A 14,462-nucleotide genomic window follows, 5' to 3' on the forward strand; every position below is an offset into this window, starting at 1 on the left:
GAACACGACGGGTCGGGCTGCGCCATTCGTGAAACGATAGCGACCATGACCTTCGCAACTCTGCATACTGTGCTCTTCGCGGGGTCGTACTACTCACCCACCGAAAGGCGACCATGACCTTCGCAACCCTGCACACGAATAAAGGCGACATCCGGGTCGAGCTGTTCGACAACCACGCCCCCAAGACGGTCCGCAACTTCGTCGAGCTCGCTGAAGGCTCGCGTGAGTGGACGCATCCCGGCACCAACAAGAAGACCAACGACCCGCTGTACGACGGCGTCATCTTCCACCGCATCATCCAGGGTTTCATGATCCAGGGCGGTGACCCGCTCGGTCAGGGCTTCGGCGGCCCGGGCTATGTCTTCGACGATGAGATCCACCCCGAGCTGCAGTTCGACAAGAAGTACCAGCTCGCCATGGCGAACGCCGGCAAGCGCGGCGGCAAGGGCACCAACGGCTCGCAGTTCTTCATCACGACCACGGCGCCGAACTGGCTCAACGGCAAGCACACTATCTTCGGTGAGGTCGCGGACGACGAGTCGAAGAAGGTCGTCGACGCGATCGAGGCCGTCGCCACCGACCGCAACGACAAGCCGCTCGAGGACGTCGTCATCAACTCGGTCACCATCGAGAAGTAGCGCGCGTTGACCTACCCGCCGTCCGCCGGAGCGCCGTCCCCCAGCGAGGGGTACGGCGCTCCGGCGCACTGCTACCGGCATCCGGATCGCCAGACCGGTCTGGCGTGCACGCGCTGCGAGCGCCCGATCTGCCCCGACTGCCTCAACCCCGCCGCCGTCGGGTTCCAGTGCCCGGAGTGCGTCGCCGAAGGCCGCGCGTCGCTGAGTCAGCCGTCGGTGCGGCGTACGGCGCTGGTCCGCTCACACGTACAGCCGGTCGTCACCTACGGCTTGATCGCGCTCAACGTGCTGATGTACGTCGCGACGGTCGTGCAGTCCGGCAGCGTCAGCAACAACCAGTACTCCGGGCTGTTCCAGGACCTCGCGATGTGGGGGCCGCTGGTGCGGCAGGGCGAGGTCTGGCGGATGGGCAGCTCGACCTTCCTGCACTACGGGCTGACACACGTCGCGGTGAACATGATCTCGCTGTTCATCATCGGCCGCGACATCGAGCAGGTGCTCGGCAAGTGGCGCTATCTGCTGGTCTACCTGCTCGCGGGCCTCGGTGGTTCGGTCGCTGTCCTGCTCTTCACCCCGAATGCGGTGGTGGCCGGTGCCTCCGGATCGGTGTTCGGGCTGCTCGGCGCGGCGGGCGTGATCATGCTGCGCAACAAGCAAAACATGCAGCCGCTCATCGGCATCCTCGTGCTGAACGCCGTGATCTCGTTCATGCCCGGCATCTCGCTCGCTGCGCATCTCGGTGGCTTGCTCGTGGGCGCCGCGCTCACCTTCCTGCTGGTGCAGCTCACACCCAGCCGCCGCTAACTCGGGGAACGCTATCGGGCCAGCGCGCCGATCCGCTCCACGGCCTCGGTGAGCACGGCGGGCGAGCAGGCGAAGTTGATCCGGGCGAAGCCCGCCCCCGTCGCCCCGAAGCTGGGGCCCGGGTTCAGCGCCACTCGCGCCTCGGTCAGGATCTTGCCGGCGGGGTCGGCACCCCAGTCGTACGCCGAGAGGTCCAGCCAGCCCAGGTAGGTCGCCTCCGCGGGCACATAGCCGGCCTGGGGGAGGTGTGTCGCGACCAGCTCGCCCAGCAGGTCGCGGTTCGCCGACAGCTCTCGTACGGCCTGCTCCAGCCACTGGCCACCCGCGGCCCACGCTCGCTCCGAGGCGAGCATCCCGAGGTGTCCGGCGGACGACGAGGACTGCGGCGGGATCCGGCCGGCCCGCTCCCGGCTGCGGCCGTCGGCCGAGACCACCTGGGCGCACTTCAAGCCCGCGAGGTTCCACGCCTTGCTCGCGGCCAGCACGCTCACCCCGACCTCGCGCGCCGCATCGCTGACCGTCAGGAAGGGCGTGAACGACGCGCCCTCCAACGGCAGCGGTCCGTGGATCTCGTCGGCGATCACCAGCACGTCGTACTCCGCTGCGAGGTCGGCCAACGCGCCCAGCTCCTCCGATCGCCACGCCCGCCCGACCGGATTCGCCGGGTTGCACAGCAAATAGACCCGCGCACCGGCCGCGAACGCCGCCCGCAGTCCATCGAGGTCGAAGTGCCAGCCGTCGTCCTCGCACCGCAACGGCACGTCGACCACCTCGCCGCCGGCCAGCGCGGTCCAGGACCGGAAGGGTGGATAGATCGGTGAGCTGATCACGACCCGGTCACCGGGGTCGACATGCGCGCGCATCAGCTCGATCATGCCGACGCCGACGTCCCCGACCACCCGCACCTGCTCCGGGTCGATCTGCCACCTCCAGTGCTGGGCCGCGTACTCCGCAAGTGCCTGTTCCAAGCGGCCGTCCACGATCCGGTACCCGGTGTCGCCGATCCGGACGGCCTCCAGCAGCCGCTGCTCGATCGGCGGCGCGAGCGCACAGTCCATCTCCGCCACCCACAACGGCAGGACGTCGGCGTCGTACTGCCGGTACTTCATGCTGGAACGCGCGCGAAGGTCTGCCGTGTCGAGGGTGAAGATCTGGCTCGTCATACGGCCCATCATCCCAGCCTGGGCCGTCAGCCTCGCCCAGAGAAGGCGTCTCAGGGGCGCGACGATGGGTCTCATCCTCGCCGTTGAGGCCGTCGGCGCCGGGGCGCGCCGTCCCGGGTGAGTCCCCGGCCCGCGGGTACAGTTGAGAGATTCTTCGAACCTGAGCAGGAACGTCATGACATCCGCCGAGCAGCAGGTGGTGCGCAACGAGACGCGGTCTTTCCTTCGCAAGCCGTGGATACTGTCGGTCTCGATCGCGTGCCTCGTCACGATCATCTACGTCTGGAACGTGCTTGCCGGCGGTTCCAAGCTCAGTGACACGACCCCGGCCCCGACGCTGCGCACGCTGAGCCTCGTGCCCGCGCGGGTGGTCGAAGGCGAGCTGTACCGGCTGTTCACCGCCAACCTGCTCTACTCCAGCGTCTGGTCCTTGCTGGCTTCGGTGCTGACGCTCGTGGTTGTCGGCACGGCCGTCGAGTCACGGTGGGGCGTTCGCCGATATCTGGCGTCCACCGTGATCACGGCGCTCGGCGCGACCCTACCGGTGCTGCTGTTCGAGCCGGCCGTCTCTCGCTGGGCAACTGGCAACGGTGCAGTCATGGGCCTGATCGGTGCCGCCTTCGTCGTGGCGACACGGGCCGGGTATAACCGGCTGGTCATCTCGGTCGTGGCGGCCATCGACGTGATCGTCTACGTCTGGTTCACCCCGGAGTCCACGATCTGGGCACCGCTGGGCGGCATCGCGAGCGGCGCGATCATCGCCATGCTGCTGATCGCCGCACCCGACGACCGCCGGCGCAACAGGATCCAGGCGCTCCTGCTCGGCTCGTTCTTCCTGCTGCTGTGCGCGATCGTCGCCTTCCACGTCATCAGCCGGTAGCGGACCGGCCCAGCACCACGAGACGGGGGAGGACCCCGCGGCATCCCCCTAGGACGTGGGATCAGCAGGCGTGGACGGCGATCATGGCCGCCATCGCGCGAAAGAACGCAGGATCGCTCAGGTACGCCATGTGGTTGGCGGTCGGCCCATGAATGAAGGTGAAGTCGACGTCGTGCGCGCCGCGCACCCGCCCTTCGGCGGGGAAGCTCAGCACGTCGGTCGAGCTCCAGGCGTTCCAGAGGTAGCCCAGCCGCTCCGCGGGTACTCCACAGCCCGCGGCGGCCGGGTCGAGGAACACACCGAGGTCGGCGAACAGCCCGAGCTGGCTGGCGCTCGCGCACCAGAAGTCCACGCGGACCTCGCCCAGCTCGTCGCCGAACGCGGTCAACAGATCGAACAGCACCTGCCCGCCCATCGAGTGCGTCAGCACCACCAGCGGCTCGGCTCCTGCCCCCGTGGCGGCGCGGTGCAGTGCATCGATGACCCGGCGGATGACGATGCCGGGCGCGCCTGCCTGGCCGCGCCCGCCGACGTACCGCAGGATGTCGCCGAGGAACAGCGGCACGAAGTCCCTGCCCGGACGCCGGATGCCGTCCATCGCCTGACGTACGGCGCGGCGTCCGAATGCGGACAGGTTGAGCGTCAGCCCCGGGGCGTCGGCGGGTAGGTGGCGCCGCAGCTCCCGCTTCAACAACCGCTCCTGCGCGTCGTGCCCGAGGCCGTCCAGCGAGCGGCGCAGCCCGCGGTCGCGCGCAACCGCCCACGATGCCTCGATCGCCTCGGGCCAGCGATTGGCCGGCAGTGCGCGCAAAACGGCGTCCTGCAGCTGCTCCCCGAACTCGTCCTCCCCGAGCTCGGCGAGATCCGCTACCCGAGCGATCTCCTGCGGCGCTGCTCTCTTCGGCGCACCCAGGTCGCCCCAGTAGACCCGTTCGATCACGACCGCCCCCGGCTGGAAGGGGTTGAGGGTCGGTGCGACGTGCTCGCGCAGCAGTTGCTCGACCTGCGGCCACTCCAGGCCACCGGTCAGCTTCAGCGAACTGTGGTGCAGCGGGTCGGCCATTTCGCGGATCCCGACCCCGTGCACGAACACGATGGGCATATCTCCATCGTCCCCTTTCATGGAAAGCAGCGCGCCGGCACGCGCTCAAGGTCGTTGGCAGTACGAAACAGTGGGTGCCGTCACGACCGCGCTGCCACCTGGCTCTAGTGAACCTGACATTGGCGTCATATAGTCGGGCGAGTACCCACGATTCTATGGAGGCACCACCCATGCGCGACGCCGTCATCTGCGAAGCCGTACGCACCCCGGTCGGAAAGCGCAACGGTGCGCTGTCCGGCGTCCACGCCGCCGATCTGTCGGCCGCCGTGCTGAAGGGCCTGGCCGAGCGCTCGGGCATCGATCCGTCCGTCGTCGATGACGTCATCTGGGGCTGCGTCTCCCAGGTCGGCGAGCAGACCTTCGACATCGCGAGGACCGCCGTCCTCACCGCCGGGTGGCCGGAGTCGGTGCCGGGCACCACCGTCGATCGTCAGTGCGGGTCCTCGCAGCAGGCCCTCGCGTTCGCCGCCGCGGGTGTCATCGCGGGGCAGTACGACGTCGCCGTCGCGGGCGGCGTCGAGATGATGTCGCGGGTTCCGATGGGCTCGGCGACCTCCAACAAGGACCTCGGCAGCCCGATCCCCCAGGCCTTCAGCGACCGCTACGACGGCATCCGAATGCCCAACCAGGGCATCGGCGCGGAGATGATCGCCGAGCAGTGGGGCCTGTCGCGCACCGCGCTCGACGAGTTCTCGATCGCCTCGCACGAGAAGGCCGCCAAGGCTCAGGACGACGGCCTGTTCGATTCGCAGATCCTGCCGATCGAGACCGCCGACGGCGTGGTCAGCAAGGACGAGGGCATCCGCCGTGGCTCGACCGTCGAGAAGCTCGCGCAACTGCCGACTCCGTTCAAGGAGGACGGCGTCGTCTCGGCCGGCAATGCCTCGCAGATCTCCGACGGCTCGGCGGCGCTGCTGGTCACCACCAGCGAGAAGGCCAAGGAGCTCGGCCTCAAGCCGCTCGTGCGCGTGCACACGACCGTGCTGGCCGGCTCGGACCCGATCATCATGCTGACCGCGCCGATCCCGGCTACCCAGAAGGTGCTCGAGCGCTCTGGTCTGTCGATCGGCGACATCGGCGCGTTTGAGGTCAACGAGGCCTTCGCCTCGGTCCCGATGGCGTGGCTGAAGGACACCGGTGCCGACCAGTCCAAGCTCAACCCCAACGGTGGCGCGATCGCTCTTGGTCACCCGCTCGGCGGATCGGGCGCCCGCCTGATGACCACCCTCATCCACCACATGGTCGAGAACAAGGTGCAGTACGGCCTGCAGACCATGTGCGAGGGCGGCGGCCAGGCCAACGCGACCATCCTCGAGCTGCTCTAACCCCACCTTCCTCCGTTCTGCGGGGCAGTGCAGCACGCTATCGGCGCGATAGCGGTCTGGACTGCCCCGCAGGTCCGGAACCTCATCACGCAAGGAGAAGACATGGACATCAACGGCAAGGTCGCCGTCGTCACCGGTGGCGCCTCGGGCCTGGGGCTGGCCACCACCGAGCGGCTCGTCGAGCTCGGTGCAAAGGTCGTCATCCTCGACGTCCAGGACGACAAGGGCGCGGACGCCGAGAAGCAGCTCGGCGACGCGGTCCGCTTCGTCAAGACCGACGTCTCCAGCGAGGACGACGTCAAGAAGGCGCTCGACGTCGCCGACGAGTTCGGCGAGCTGCGCGTGGCGATCAACTGCGCCGGCATCGGCGGCTCGAAGCGCACCGTCGGCAAGGAGGGCCCCTACCCGCTCGATCACTTCAAGAAGGTAATCGACGTCAACCTGATCGGCACCTTCAACGTGATCCGCCTGGCCGCAGAGCGCATGCTGAAGCACGACGCGGTGGACGGCGAGCGCGGCGTGGTCATCAACACCGCCTCGGTCGCGGCCTTCGAGGGCCAGATCGGGCAGGCGGCGTACTCGGCGTCCAAGGGCGGCATCGTCGGCATGACGCTGCCGATTGCCCGCGACCTGAGCTCGATGATGATCCGCGTGTGCACGATCGCCCCGGGCCTGTTCATGACGCCACTGCTGATGGGCGCCCCGAAGGAGCTGCTCGACTCGCTCGGCAAGCAGGTCCCGCATCCGCGCCGCCTGGGCGATCCCACCGAGTACGCCAAGCTGGCGGCCTCGATCATCGACAATCCGATGCTCAACGGCGAGACCATCCGCCTCGACGGCGCCATCCGGATGGCCCCCAAGTAGACCCCGACGCGGCGGGTTTCTGCGGACACGCTCACCCGATAGCGTGGAACCGGAACCCGCCGTTTCGCGTACCTAGGAATGGACCCCATGTCTGACGCACTGACCAAGGAGCTCGCTGACGGCGTGCTCACGCTGACCCTGAACAAGCCCGAGAAGCTCAACGCTTTGGACGCCGCCCTCGCCAAGCAGCTCTACGAGCAGCTCAAGGCGGCCGACAACGATTCCGCGGTGCGGGTCGTCGTCCTGACCGCCGCCGGGCGCGGTTTCAGCGCCGGCGCCGACCTGGCTCGCGACAAGGGGGAGGAGTCCGGCTCGGATGACCTGGTGGGCGAGGGCAGCCTGCTGAGCTACGCCAACCAGACCGTCACCCTGATCTCGCAGATGAGCAAGCCGGTCATCGGCGCCGTCAACGGCATCGCCGCCGGCGTCGGCGTCTCGTACGCGCTCGCGTGCGACATCGTCATCGCCCGCGAGTCCGCGTCTTTCCTGCTGGCCTTCAGCCGGATCGGCCTGATGCCGGACGGCGGCGCCACGCTGTGGGTCGCGGCCTCCGTGGGCCGCGCCCGCGCAATGGAGATGGCGCTGATGGCCGAGAAGATCAGCGCGTCCGAGGCCAAGGAGTGGGGCATGATCTCCCGCGTCGTGGCGGACGACGACTTCGAGTCTGAGGTCAGCGCGCTGGCCAAGAAGCTGGCGGCCGGACCCACCCGCGCGTACGCCAAGACCAAGGCGGCGATCAACGCCTCGTCGATCTCGTTGCTGAGCGCGGCGCTGGAGCGCGAGTCCAAGGGACAGGCTGAGCTGCTAAAGAGCAAGGACAACGCCGAGGGCGTCGCCGCGTTCCTGGAGAAGCGCGAAGCCAAGTTCACCGGCGACTAGTAGAAGGCACTGAACGAGGAGGGCGTAGTGGACTTCGACGACACCCCAGAAGAGGCCACCTACCGAGCGGAGGTGCGCGAGTTTCTCGAGAAGAACGCCGACTCGCTCGCGCCCTCCTCGTTGCGGACCAGCCCGGAGACGATCGACCGGCTCCGGGCCCATCAGGCGACGCTGTACGACGGGGGCTATGTGGCCGTGGCCTTCCCCCGGGAGATTGGTGGCCAGGGCGGCACTCCCATGCAGCAGTCGCTGGTCGACCAGGAGATGCGCCGCGCCGGGCTGGCACAGATTCCCAACTACATCGGCGTCGGCATGTGCGCGCCCACCGTCGCGGCGCACGGCAGCGCCGAGCAGATCGCGCGGCTGCCGCGGCTGTTCCGCGCTGATGACATGTGGTGCCAACTGTTCAGCGAGCCCTCCGCCGGCTCGGACGTCGCCGCGCTGCGCACCAGCGCGGTGCAGGAGGCCGACGGCTCGTGGCGGATCAACGGGCAGAAGGTCTGGACCACCGGCGCACAGTACTCCGAGTACGGGATCCTGCTGACCCGCACCGACCCGACCCAGCCCAAGCATCGAGGACTGACGATGTTTGTCGTCGACATGCGGGCCCCGGGCGTGACGGTGCGCCCGCTGCGCCAGATGAGCGGGCAGTCGCAGTTCAACGAGGTGTACTTCGATGACGTCGTCATCCCCGACGAGGAGCGGCTCGGCGAGGTAAACGACGGCTGGCGGGTGGCGCTGACCACGCTGATGAACGAGCGGGTCGCCGTCGGCGGCGGTGGCGGGGCGCTCGGTGTCGAACCCGAGAAGCTGATCGCGATGGTCAGCGACCGCATGGCCGACCTGAGCGAGAGCGCCCGCGGCACCGCGCGTCGCGACCTCGGCGAGGTGCTCGTCGAGCAGCTCGGCACCAAGTACACCGGATATCGACTTCTGTCGAAGCTCTCGAAGGGTGAGAAGCCCGGCCCGGAAGCGTCCGCAGGAAAGCTGGCCGGCACCCGGGCCGCCCGGCGCGGCACCGACCTCGCGGTGCGGCTGCTGGGTAATGATGGGCTGTTCGCCACCGGTACGGACGGCGACGGTACCTGGCAGTCCTCCCAGGCTCAGCTGCCTGGTCTGGCGATCGCCGGTGGCACCGACGAGGTACTGCGCAACATCATCGGCGAGCGGGTGCTCGGGCTGCCGGGCGAGCCGCGTACCGACAAGGGCGTGCCAGGAGGAAAGCAGTGAACTTCGACCTCGACGAGGGCCAGCACGAGTTCGCCGAGATGGCGGGCAAATTCTTCTCGGCCAACGCCGGAGCCGCCAGCGCCCGCGCCATGCTGGCCGACGGCGCCCCGGCCTCGCCCGGGCTGCAGAAGATCGCCGAGCTGGGCTTCTACGGGATCACCGTCCCGGAGTCGGCGGGCGGCATCGGGCAGAGCGTGCTGGACGCCGCCGTGGTGGCCGAGCAGGCCGGCCGGCACCTGGCCTCGCCGTCCATGGTCACCGCCGTCCGCGCGGCGATCCTGCTAAGCAAGAACGAGGACCTGCTGACTGGGCTCGCGGACGGATCGACGGCGTACGCCGTGATCGATGACGGGATCGCAATCGACGCGGTCGGCGCCGACCGGTTCCTGGCGATCCGCGACGGGCAGGTGATGATCGGGGACGGTGAGGTCGACGCCGGTGAGCCGATCGACCCGACGCGCGGGCTCGCGCGGGTCACCCTGACGAACGCCCAGCCGCTGGAATCCGGTGTCCCCGAGTGGGAGCGGGCCCGGCTGAGCGCCATGGTGATGCTCGCGGCGGAGGACCTCGGCACCGCCGGGCGATGCCTGGAGCTGGGCATCGAGTACGCGAACCTGCGGGAGGCATTCGGGCGCAAGATCGGCTCCTACCAGGCGGTCAAGCACCGGCTGGTCGACGAGTACGTCGCGGTCGAGCAGCTGCGCTCGCTGGTGTGGTGGGCGGCGTGGGCCGCCAACCACAGCCACGACGAGCTGGCGCTGGCGGCGTCCGCCGCCAAGGCCCAGGCCGCCCAAGCGGTGGACTCGGCCGCCGAGACGCTGATCCAGGTGCATGGCGGCATCGGGTTCACCTGGGAGCACGACGCGCACCTGTACTGGCGGCGCGCAAAGGTGGACCGGCTGCTGCTCGGCAGCGCCGATCACCACTTCGAGCAGGTCTCGCGGCTGTCCTTCGCCACCGACGCCGGCCAATCCTCCTAGGTCGTGGTGCGAAAGTCGTTTGCGGACGACATGCCTTGCTGCTACTGCTTCGCCGGCAGGGAGCGTGCGTAGTCCAGCCCGGTGCGCACCCAGCGCCCCAGCTGGGCGTCGTCCTCAAGGACGTGCGCATCCACGTCCAGCCAGCCCTTCAGCTCGCTGTCGCGCCGTCTCGGTCGGCCGGACGCCGTCCCTACTGCGATAACTACACAGCTGTAGTTATCCCCACTGTGGATAAGTCCTGTGTATAACTACAGGCGTGTAGTTCAGTGCCGGGACGTGCAAAAAGCCCGCCGTCCGATGTGGACGACGGGCTCGGGGGCGCGGAGGCGGGGTCAGTTCCACCTCATGGCCATCAACAGCCCGACGATGATCGCGGCGAAGCCGACGGCGTAGTTCCACGCGCCCAACGAGACCATGAACGGGATGACGTCACCCCGGACGTAGAAAACGATGATGTAGACCAGGCCGGCGAGCATGAACAGCAGCATGACCGGCGCCCACCAGGAGGGGCTGGGCTCGCGCAGGGTCGCGCGGCTGCTGCTCAGCGGGCTGTCCGCGGGCGGCGTGTAGACCGACTTCTTGCGAACCTTTGACTTGGGCACTGATGTTCTCCTCGTACCAGACGACTCTTCCCAGGGTACCTGTCATCAACGGGCACAATGGGCAGATGGCCCGTCGATCGTTGCGTGAGCGCCTGCTGCAGCGCCGTCTGCCGCGGCCTTCGGCGTGGTCGGTGGCGGTGCCGGTGATCGCGCTGGTCTCGGGGTTGCTGTTCGCCATCAGCTCCAGCACCGCCGACGGCACGGACCTGCGCAGCGATCGCGTCCGGATCGAGCAGGTGATCCGCGACCGCGTGCGCAGCATCGACGGCCTCGAGCAGCAGCGCAAGACGTTGCAGACCGAGATCGACGTCCTCACCCAGACCCTCACCGAGCACGACGGCGGGCTGGCCGCGCTCGCCGAGCAGACGAGCGATGCCGAACGAGCCGCGGGGTTCAGCCCGGTGCGCGGGCCGGCGGTGCGGGTGACGTTGACCGACGCACCGCTCGGGCCGGACGGCGAGCTGCCGGCCGGTGCCCGGCCGGACGACGTGGTGATCCACCAGAGCGACGTGCAGGGCGTCGTGAACGCGATGTGGGTCGCCGGCGCGGACGCCGTGATGATCCAGGGCCAACGGATCATCACCACCTCGTCGGTGCTCTGCGTGGGCAACACGCTGCTGCTGGGCGGCAAGGTGTACTCGCCGCCCTTCGTGATTGTGGCGATCGGCGACCACGACGCCATCCAACAAGCCCTGCAGGACTCGCCCGGCGTCCAGCTGTTCCTCGACGCGGTCGAGGCCTTCGGGCTCGGCTACGAGGTCGAGGCGCTCCAGGAGGTCACCATCCCGGCGTACGACGGGACGATCGGCATCTCGCACGCGACCGCGGTCCGCGAGTGACGAGTGGGTGAACCCTCGCTGCGCGACTGGCCGATTAACAGCGAGTTTCCGCGGGGTGTGGTTGGGTGAGTCCGGCGTCGCGAGCCCACGACGGGCATCTGCCCGGGCTGGTTCGCGGCACGTTATGACGTGTAGAGGAGAAGTACAGCCGCATGCCTGCGCACGACGAACAGCGCGACGACGGCGTCCGCGCTACCGCGGCGGACTCTGCCCGTTCGCATCCCCGCCACGACGAGACCAGCGGACGCTCGGTAGCCGAGATTCTCGCCACCGTCCGCGGCGATCAGGCGGCTGAGGGTGGCCGGGTCGCGACCCCGCATGCGGCCGACGAGCCGGAGACCCCCGCCTCGGCCGAGGACTGGGCAGAATCTGACACCGAGCAGCCGCAGACCTCGGACGGCATCGCCGAAGCAGCACTGGTCGGCGCCTCGCAAACCGGACGGTCGCAGGTCGCGCGGTCGGAGGTTGACGACTCGTGGTGGCGTATGGGGTTGCGTGGCATCGGTCAGACGCTGATCACGCTCGGCGTCGTCGTCCTGCTGTTCATCGTCTACGAGGCCTTCATCACCGGTATCTTCAACGCCCGCGAGCAGGACCGGCTCAACGACCAGTTGCACGACCAGTGGGCTGCGGAGGAGGCCGACCCCTCCCAGGAGGTCAACTTCGCGGACGTCGAGGTGGGTGACGCCTTCGCGGTCATGCGGGTCCCGGCGTTCGGCCCGGACTACGCCCAGGTCATCGTCGAGGGCACCACTAACGAGGCGCTGGAGAAGGGTCCCGGACACTACGAGGGCACGGCCGGTCCCGGGGAGGTCGGCAACTTCTCGATCGCCGGGCACCGCGTCGGCAAAGGCTCACCGTTCCTGAACGTCGACAAGCTCGAGCCCGGCGATGCGATCGTGTTCGAGACCCAGTCCTACTGGTATGTCTACCGAGTGATCGGCAACGCCGACACTGGCGAGTACTCCGATCCGGCGTACGGCGACATCCAGGGCCAGTTCGTCACGACGCCCTCGCACTACCAGGTCATCTCGCCGGTACCGGACCAGGAGGGCGTGGAGCCCACCCAGAAGCTGGTCACTCTCACCACCTGCCATCCGAAGTTCTCGGCTGCCGAGCGGATGATCATCCACGGATATCTGGACGGCGACCCGCTGCCGAAGTCGCAGTACCCGAACCCCGGCGACGTCCCGGCGCTGAACGGAGGCTGAGGTGTACTCGTGGATCTGGCGCAAGCTCCCGGGCGGCACCGGAGCGAAGGCGGCCCAGGCACTCGTGCTGTTCCTGCTCGTGGTCGCTCTGCTGTTCTTCGTGATCTTCCCGCTCATCGAGCCGTACATGCCCTACAACAACGTCACGGTGGACTAGCGCCGCCGCCCAGCTCGTCTGCGGGACAATGGAGACCGCTATCGTGCCCGTAGCGGTGCCCACAGCCCCGCAGGAGCAGCCGCCGAGCTGGTGAAGGAGTGGTCGATGAGCAAGAAGGTGCTGGTCGTCGACAACTACGACAGCTTCGTGTTCAACCTGGTGCAGTACATCGCCCAGCTGGGTGCCGAGCCGGTGACCGTCCGCAACGACGTCGTCCCGCCGGACGCCGACGGTGCCCGGCGACTGCTGGAGGAGCACGAGCCGGACGGCGTGCTGATCAGCCCCGGTCCCGGCACCCCCGCCGAGGCCGGGGTCTCCAATGCCATGGTCGCGCTCGCGGCCGAACGCTCCCTCCCGCTGTTCGGCGTGTGCCTGGGGCATCAGTGCATCGGCGAGGTGTTCGGAGGAGAGGTCGTCCACGCGCCCGAGCTGTTGCACGGCAAGACCTCGCTGGTCGAGCACGAGGACGTCGGCGTCCTCGCGGGCCTGCCGCGCCCGTTCACCGCGACCCGCTACCACTCACTGGTCGTGGACGCCGCGACGCTCCCCGGCGAGCTCGAGCCGACCGGGCGGACGGCGTCCGGCCTGCTCATGGCGCTGCGGCACCGCAGCCTGCCGATCGACGGCGTGCAGTTCCACCCGGAGTCGGTGCTGACCCAGAACGGCTACCGGATCGTCGCGAACTGGCTGGACTCGATCGGCTGCGCCGAGGCGCTCAGGCGGTGTGCCGAGCTGGACGCCGCCCTCGACGACGTCCGGTCGGACGCGCACTTCTCGCTCGTCTAGCTCGCGTTCGTCCAGGACAGCCGCGAAACCACGTGGCAGCCGGCGCACCGAGGACCTCAGCGTGCAGGAGAGATCCAGGAGCGCACCGCCCGCGAGTTCGGGTGAGCTACGCCTTGCGGCGGCGTCCAGCCAGGGTGAGTGCAGCGCCGGTGATCAGCAGTGCGCCGCCGACGATCGCGAGAGCCTCCGCCGCGGTGCCGGTGTCGGCGAGCTCGGGAGAGCTGGAGCCGGTGCCGGAGGTCGGCGGGACATAGGTCGGATCGCTCTGGCTGCCGCCGTTCTGTGAACCGCCGCCGGTCTGGCCGCCACCTTGGCTTCCACCACCAGCGCCGCCGCCATTGCCACCACCGGTGCCGCCGCCTTGATTCGCACCACCGGTGCCACCGCCCTGGTTTCCACCACCAGTGCCGGGGCTGCTCGGCGCGGGAGTGGGCTCCGGCTCCGGCTCCGGCTGGGGATCCGGGTCCGGGGTCGGTTCCGGATCCACCGGCGGGATCGGCGGGAGCGGCGGGACGGTCCCCTCACTGCCGTCACCCGGAGGCGTGTCGGTACCACCGCCCGGGGTGTCGCCGCCGGGGGTGTCCCCTCCGCCTGGGGTGTCGCCACCCGGGGTATCGCCGCCGGGGGTGTCCCCTCCGCCCGGCGTGTCGCCGCCCGGGGTGTCGTCGCCGGGGCCGGGGCCGGCCGGTACGTCGTCAGCCACCACATCGTCGGGTGCGACCTCGTCCGCGGCCGCCTGCGACGTGGAAGCCGCTTGCTGCGGGTCGTCGCCGGCGGTCGGCTGCTCCACGACCGCCGACTCGGCCGGCTCGGGCAGGCCGGCCGGCTGCGCTACAGCGAGGCTCGACGTGCCGAGGACGGCGGCGGTGGCGACACCGGCTGCCGAGGCGACGACACGGGTCACGCGGGAGGAACGGCTCATGGGCAATGGCTCCTGGAGTGCGTACGACGGGTGATGCAGGTAAGACCACTGTAAGACGAGCCGGGGCCATCGGGCAGCGG

Annotated in this window: 16 protein-coding genes; 12 read left to right on the plus strand and 4 right to left on the minus strand. The window is 69.0% G+C overall.

What is annotated here, in order from left to right; genetic code table 11:
- Nucleotides 1-113: 113 nt before the first annotated feature.
- Together DAA40_RS13120 and DAA40_RS13125 are read left to right on the plus strand one after the other, a co-directional pair.
- Entirely contained in the window at nt 114-638 is a 525-nt protein-coding gene (locus tag DAA40_RS13120) for a peptidylprolyl isomerase (protein WP_106850213.1), read from the plus strand.
- 6 nt (nt 639-644) lie between these two features.
- Nucleotides 645-1,442: a rhomboid family intramembrane serine protease gene (locus tag DAA40_RS13125; protein WP_106850214.1), complete on the plus strand. Its 798-nt coding sequence runs from the start codon at nt 645-647 to the stop codon at nt 1,440-1,442.
- Between the two features lie 11 nt (nt 1,443-1,453).
- Here DAA40_RS13125 and DAA40_RS13130 read toward each other — a convergent pair whose 3' ends face one another.
- Nucleotides 1,454-2,605, minus strand: a complete 1,152-nt coding sequence (locus tag DAA40_RS13130; RefSeq protein ID WP_106850215.1) for a MalY/PatB family protein — start codon at nt 2,603-2,605, stop codon at nt 1,454-1,456.
- A gap of 175 nt (nt 2,606-2,780) precedes the next feature.
- On the opposite strand from DAA40_RS13130, the gene DAA40_RS13135 reads away from it, so the two are divergent.
- Nucleotides 2,781-3,485 (plus strand): rhomboid family intramembrane serine protease, encoded by a 705-nt coding sequence (locus DAA40_RS13135; RefSeq protein WP_106850216.1) that lies wholly within the window; start codon nt 2,781-2,783, stop codon nt 3,483-3,485.
- A gap of 61 nt (nt 3,486-3,546) precedes the next feature.
- Here DAA40_RS13135 and DAA40_RS16495 read toward each other — a convergent pair whose 3' ends face one another.
- Nucleotides 3,547-4,587, minus strand: coding sequence for a hypothetical protein (locus tag DAA40_RS16495; RefSeq protein ID WP_199849770.1), 1,041 nt, complete (start codon nt 4,585-4,587; stop codon nt 3,547-3,549).
- Nucleotides 4,588-4,757: 170 nt separating this feature from the next.
- Between DAA40_RS16495 and DAA40_RS13145 the strand changes: the two genes are divergently transcribed.
- From DAA40_RS13145 to DAA40_RS13165, 5 genes are all read left to right on the plus strand, one after another.
- A complete protein-coding gene (locus DAA40_RS13145) occupies nt 4,758-5,912 on the plus strand; it encodes a thiolase family protein (protein WP_106850217.1) in 1,155 nt (384 codons plus the stop codon).
- A gap of 102 nt (nt 5,913-6,014) precedes the next feature.
- Complete coding sequence (locus DAA40_RS13150; RefSeq protein WP_106850218.1) at nt 6,015-6,776, plus strand: 3-hydroxyacyl-CoA dehydrogenase; 762 nt, start codon at nt 6,015-6,017, stop codon at nt 6,774-6,776.
- A gap of 87 nt (nt 6,777-6,863) precedes the next feature.
- Entirely contained in the window at nt 6,864-7,655 is a 792-nt protein-coding gene (locus DAA40_RS13155; protein ID WP_199849771.1) for an enoyl-CoA hydratase, read from the plus strand.
- A gap of 27 nt (nt 7,656-7,682) precedes the next feature.
- A complete protein-coding gene (locus tag DAA40_RS13160; RefSeq protein WP_106850220.1) occupies nt 7,683-8,885 on the plus strand; it encodes an acyl-CoA dehydrogenase family protein in 1,203 nt (400 codons plus the stop codon).
- The gene (locus DAA40_RS13165) at nt 8,882-9,865 is read left to right on the plus strand and encodes an acyl-CoA dehydrogenase family protein (protein ID WP_106850221.1); all 984 of its coding nucleotides are present in this window, start codon (nt 8,882-8,884) and stop codon (nt 9,863-9,865) included. Before DAA40_RS13160 ends, DAA40_RS13165 begins: the two co-directional genes overlap by 4 nt.
- A gap of 332 nt (nt 9,866-10,197) precedes the next feature.
- On the opposite strand, the gene DAA40_RS13170 is transcribed toward DAA40_RS13165, so the two are convergent.
- The gene (locus DAA40_RS13170; protein WP_106850222.1) at nt 10,198-10,467 is read right to left on the minus strand and encodes a cell division protein CrgA; all 270 of its coding nucleotides are present in this window, start codon (nt 10,465-10,467) and stop codon (nt 10,198-10,200) included.
- A gap of 65 nt (nt 10,468-10,532) precedes the next feature.
- Here DAA40_RS13170 and DAA40_RS13175 point away from each other — a divergent pair, with 65 nt between their 5' ends.
- The 4 genes from DAA40_RS13175 to DAA40_RS13185 all read left to right on the plus strand — a co-directional run bounded on the left by DAA40_RS13175 (nt 10,533) and on the right by DAA40_RS13185 (nt 13,460).
- A complete protein-coding gene (locus tag DAA40_RS13175; RefSeq protein WP_106850566.1) occupies nt 10,533-11,306 on the plus strand; it encodes a DUF881 domain-containing protein in 774 nt (257 codons plus the stop codon).
- Between the two features lie 152 nt (nt 11,307-11,458).
- Complete coding sequence (locus DAA40_RS13180; protein ID WP_234356381.1) at nt 11,459-12,517, plus strand: class E sortase; 1,059 nt, start codon at nt 11,459-11,461, stop codon at nt 12,515-12,517.
- Nucleotide 12,518: 1 nt separating this feature from the next.
- Nucleotides 12,519-12,674, plus strand: coding sequence for a hypothetical protein (locus tag DAA40_RS16500; protein ID WP_199849772.1), 156 nt, complete (start codon nt 12,519-12,521; stop codon nt 12,672-12,674).
- Nucleotides 12,675-12,779: 105 nt separating this feature from the next.
- The gene (locus tag DAA40_RS13185; RefSeq protein ID WP_106850568.1) at nt 12,780-13,460 is read left to right on the plus strand and encodes an aminodeoxychorismate/anthranilate synthase component II; all 681 of its coding nucleotides are present in this window, start codon (nt 12,780-12,782) and stop codon (nt 13,458-13,460) included.
- A 106-nt stretch (nt 13,461-13,566) separates the two neighbouring features.
- On the opposite strand, the gene DAA40_RS16255 is transcribed toward DAA40_RS13185, so the two are convergent.
- Nucleotides 13,567-14,382: an LPXTG cell wall anchor domain-containing protein gene (locus DAA40_RS16255; protein WP_158716437.1), complete on the minus strand. Its 816-nt coding sequence runs from the start codon at nt 14,380-14,382 to the stop codon at nt 13,567-13,569.
- Nucleotides 14,383-14,462 lie beyond the last annotated feature (80 nt).

The sequence above is a fragment of the Blastococcus sp. Marseille-P5729 genome (genome assembly GCF_900292035.1).
In the GTDB taxonomy this organism is placed as follows: domain Bacteria; phylum Actinomycetota; class Actinomycetes; order Mycobacteriales; family Antricoccaceae; genus Cumulibacter.

Excerpts from the sequence above, each read along its gene's own strand:
- DAA40_RS16255 (WP_158716437.1), bottom strand. The coding sequence starts at position 14,382 with ATGAGCCGTTCCTCCCGCGTGACCCGTGTCGTCGCCTCGGCAGCCGGT.
- DAA40_RS13120 (WP_106850213.1), top strand. The coding sequence starts at position 114 with ATGACCTTCGCAACCCTGCACACGAATAAAGGCGACATCCGGGTCGAG.
- DAA40_RS13175 (WP_106850566.1), top strand. The coding sequence starts at position 10,533 with ATGGCCCGTCGATCGTTGCGTGAGCGCCTGCTGCAGCGCCGTCTGCCG.
- DAA40_RS13130 (WP_106850215.1), bottom strand. The coding sequence starts at position 2,605 with ATGACGAGCCAGATCTTCACCCTCGACACGGCAGACCTTCGCGCGCGT.
- DAA40_RS13180 (WP_234356381.1), top strand. The coding sequence starts at position 11,459 with ATGCCTGCGCACGACGAACAGCGCGACGACGGCGTCCGCGCTACCGCG.
- DAA40_RS13155 (WP_199849771.1), top strand. The coding sequence starts at position 6,864 with ATGTCTGACGCACTGACCAAGGAGCTCGCTGACGGCGTGCTCACGCTG.
- DAA40_RS13150 (WP_106850218.1), top strand. The coding sequence starts at position 6,015 with ATGGACATCAACGGCAAGGTCGCCGTCGTCACCGGTGGCGCCTCGGGC.
- DAA40_RS13185 (WP_106850568.1), top strand. The coding sequence starts at position 12,780 with ATGAGCAAGAAGGTGCTGGTCGTCGACAACTACGACAGCTTCGTGTTC.
- DAA40_RS13135 (WP_106850216.1), top strand. The coding sequence starts at position 2,781 with ATGACATCCGCCGAGCAGCAGGTGGTGCGCAACGAGACGCGGTCTTTC.
- DAA40_RS13145 (WP_106850217.1), top strand. The coding sequence starts at position 4,758 with ATGCGCGACGCCGTCATCTGCGAAGCCGTACGCACCCCGGTCGGAAAG.
- DAA40_RS16495 (WP_199849770.1), bottom strand. The coding sequence starts at position 4,587 with ATGCCCATCGTGTTCGTGCACGGGGTCGGGATCCGCGAAATGGCCGAC.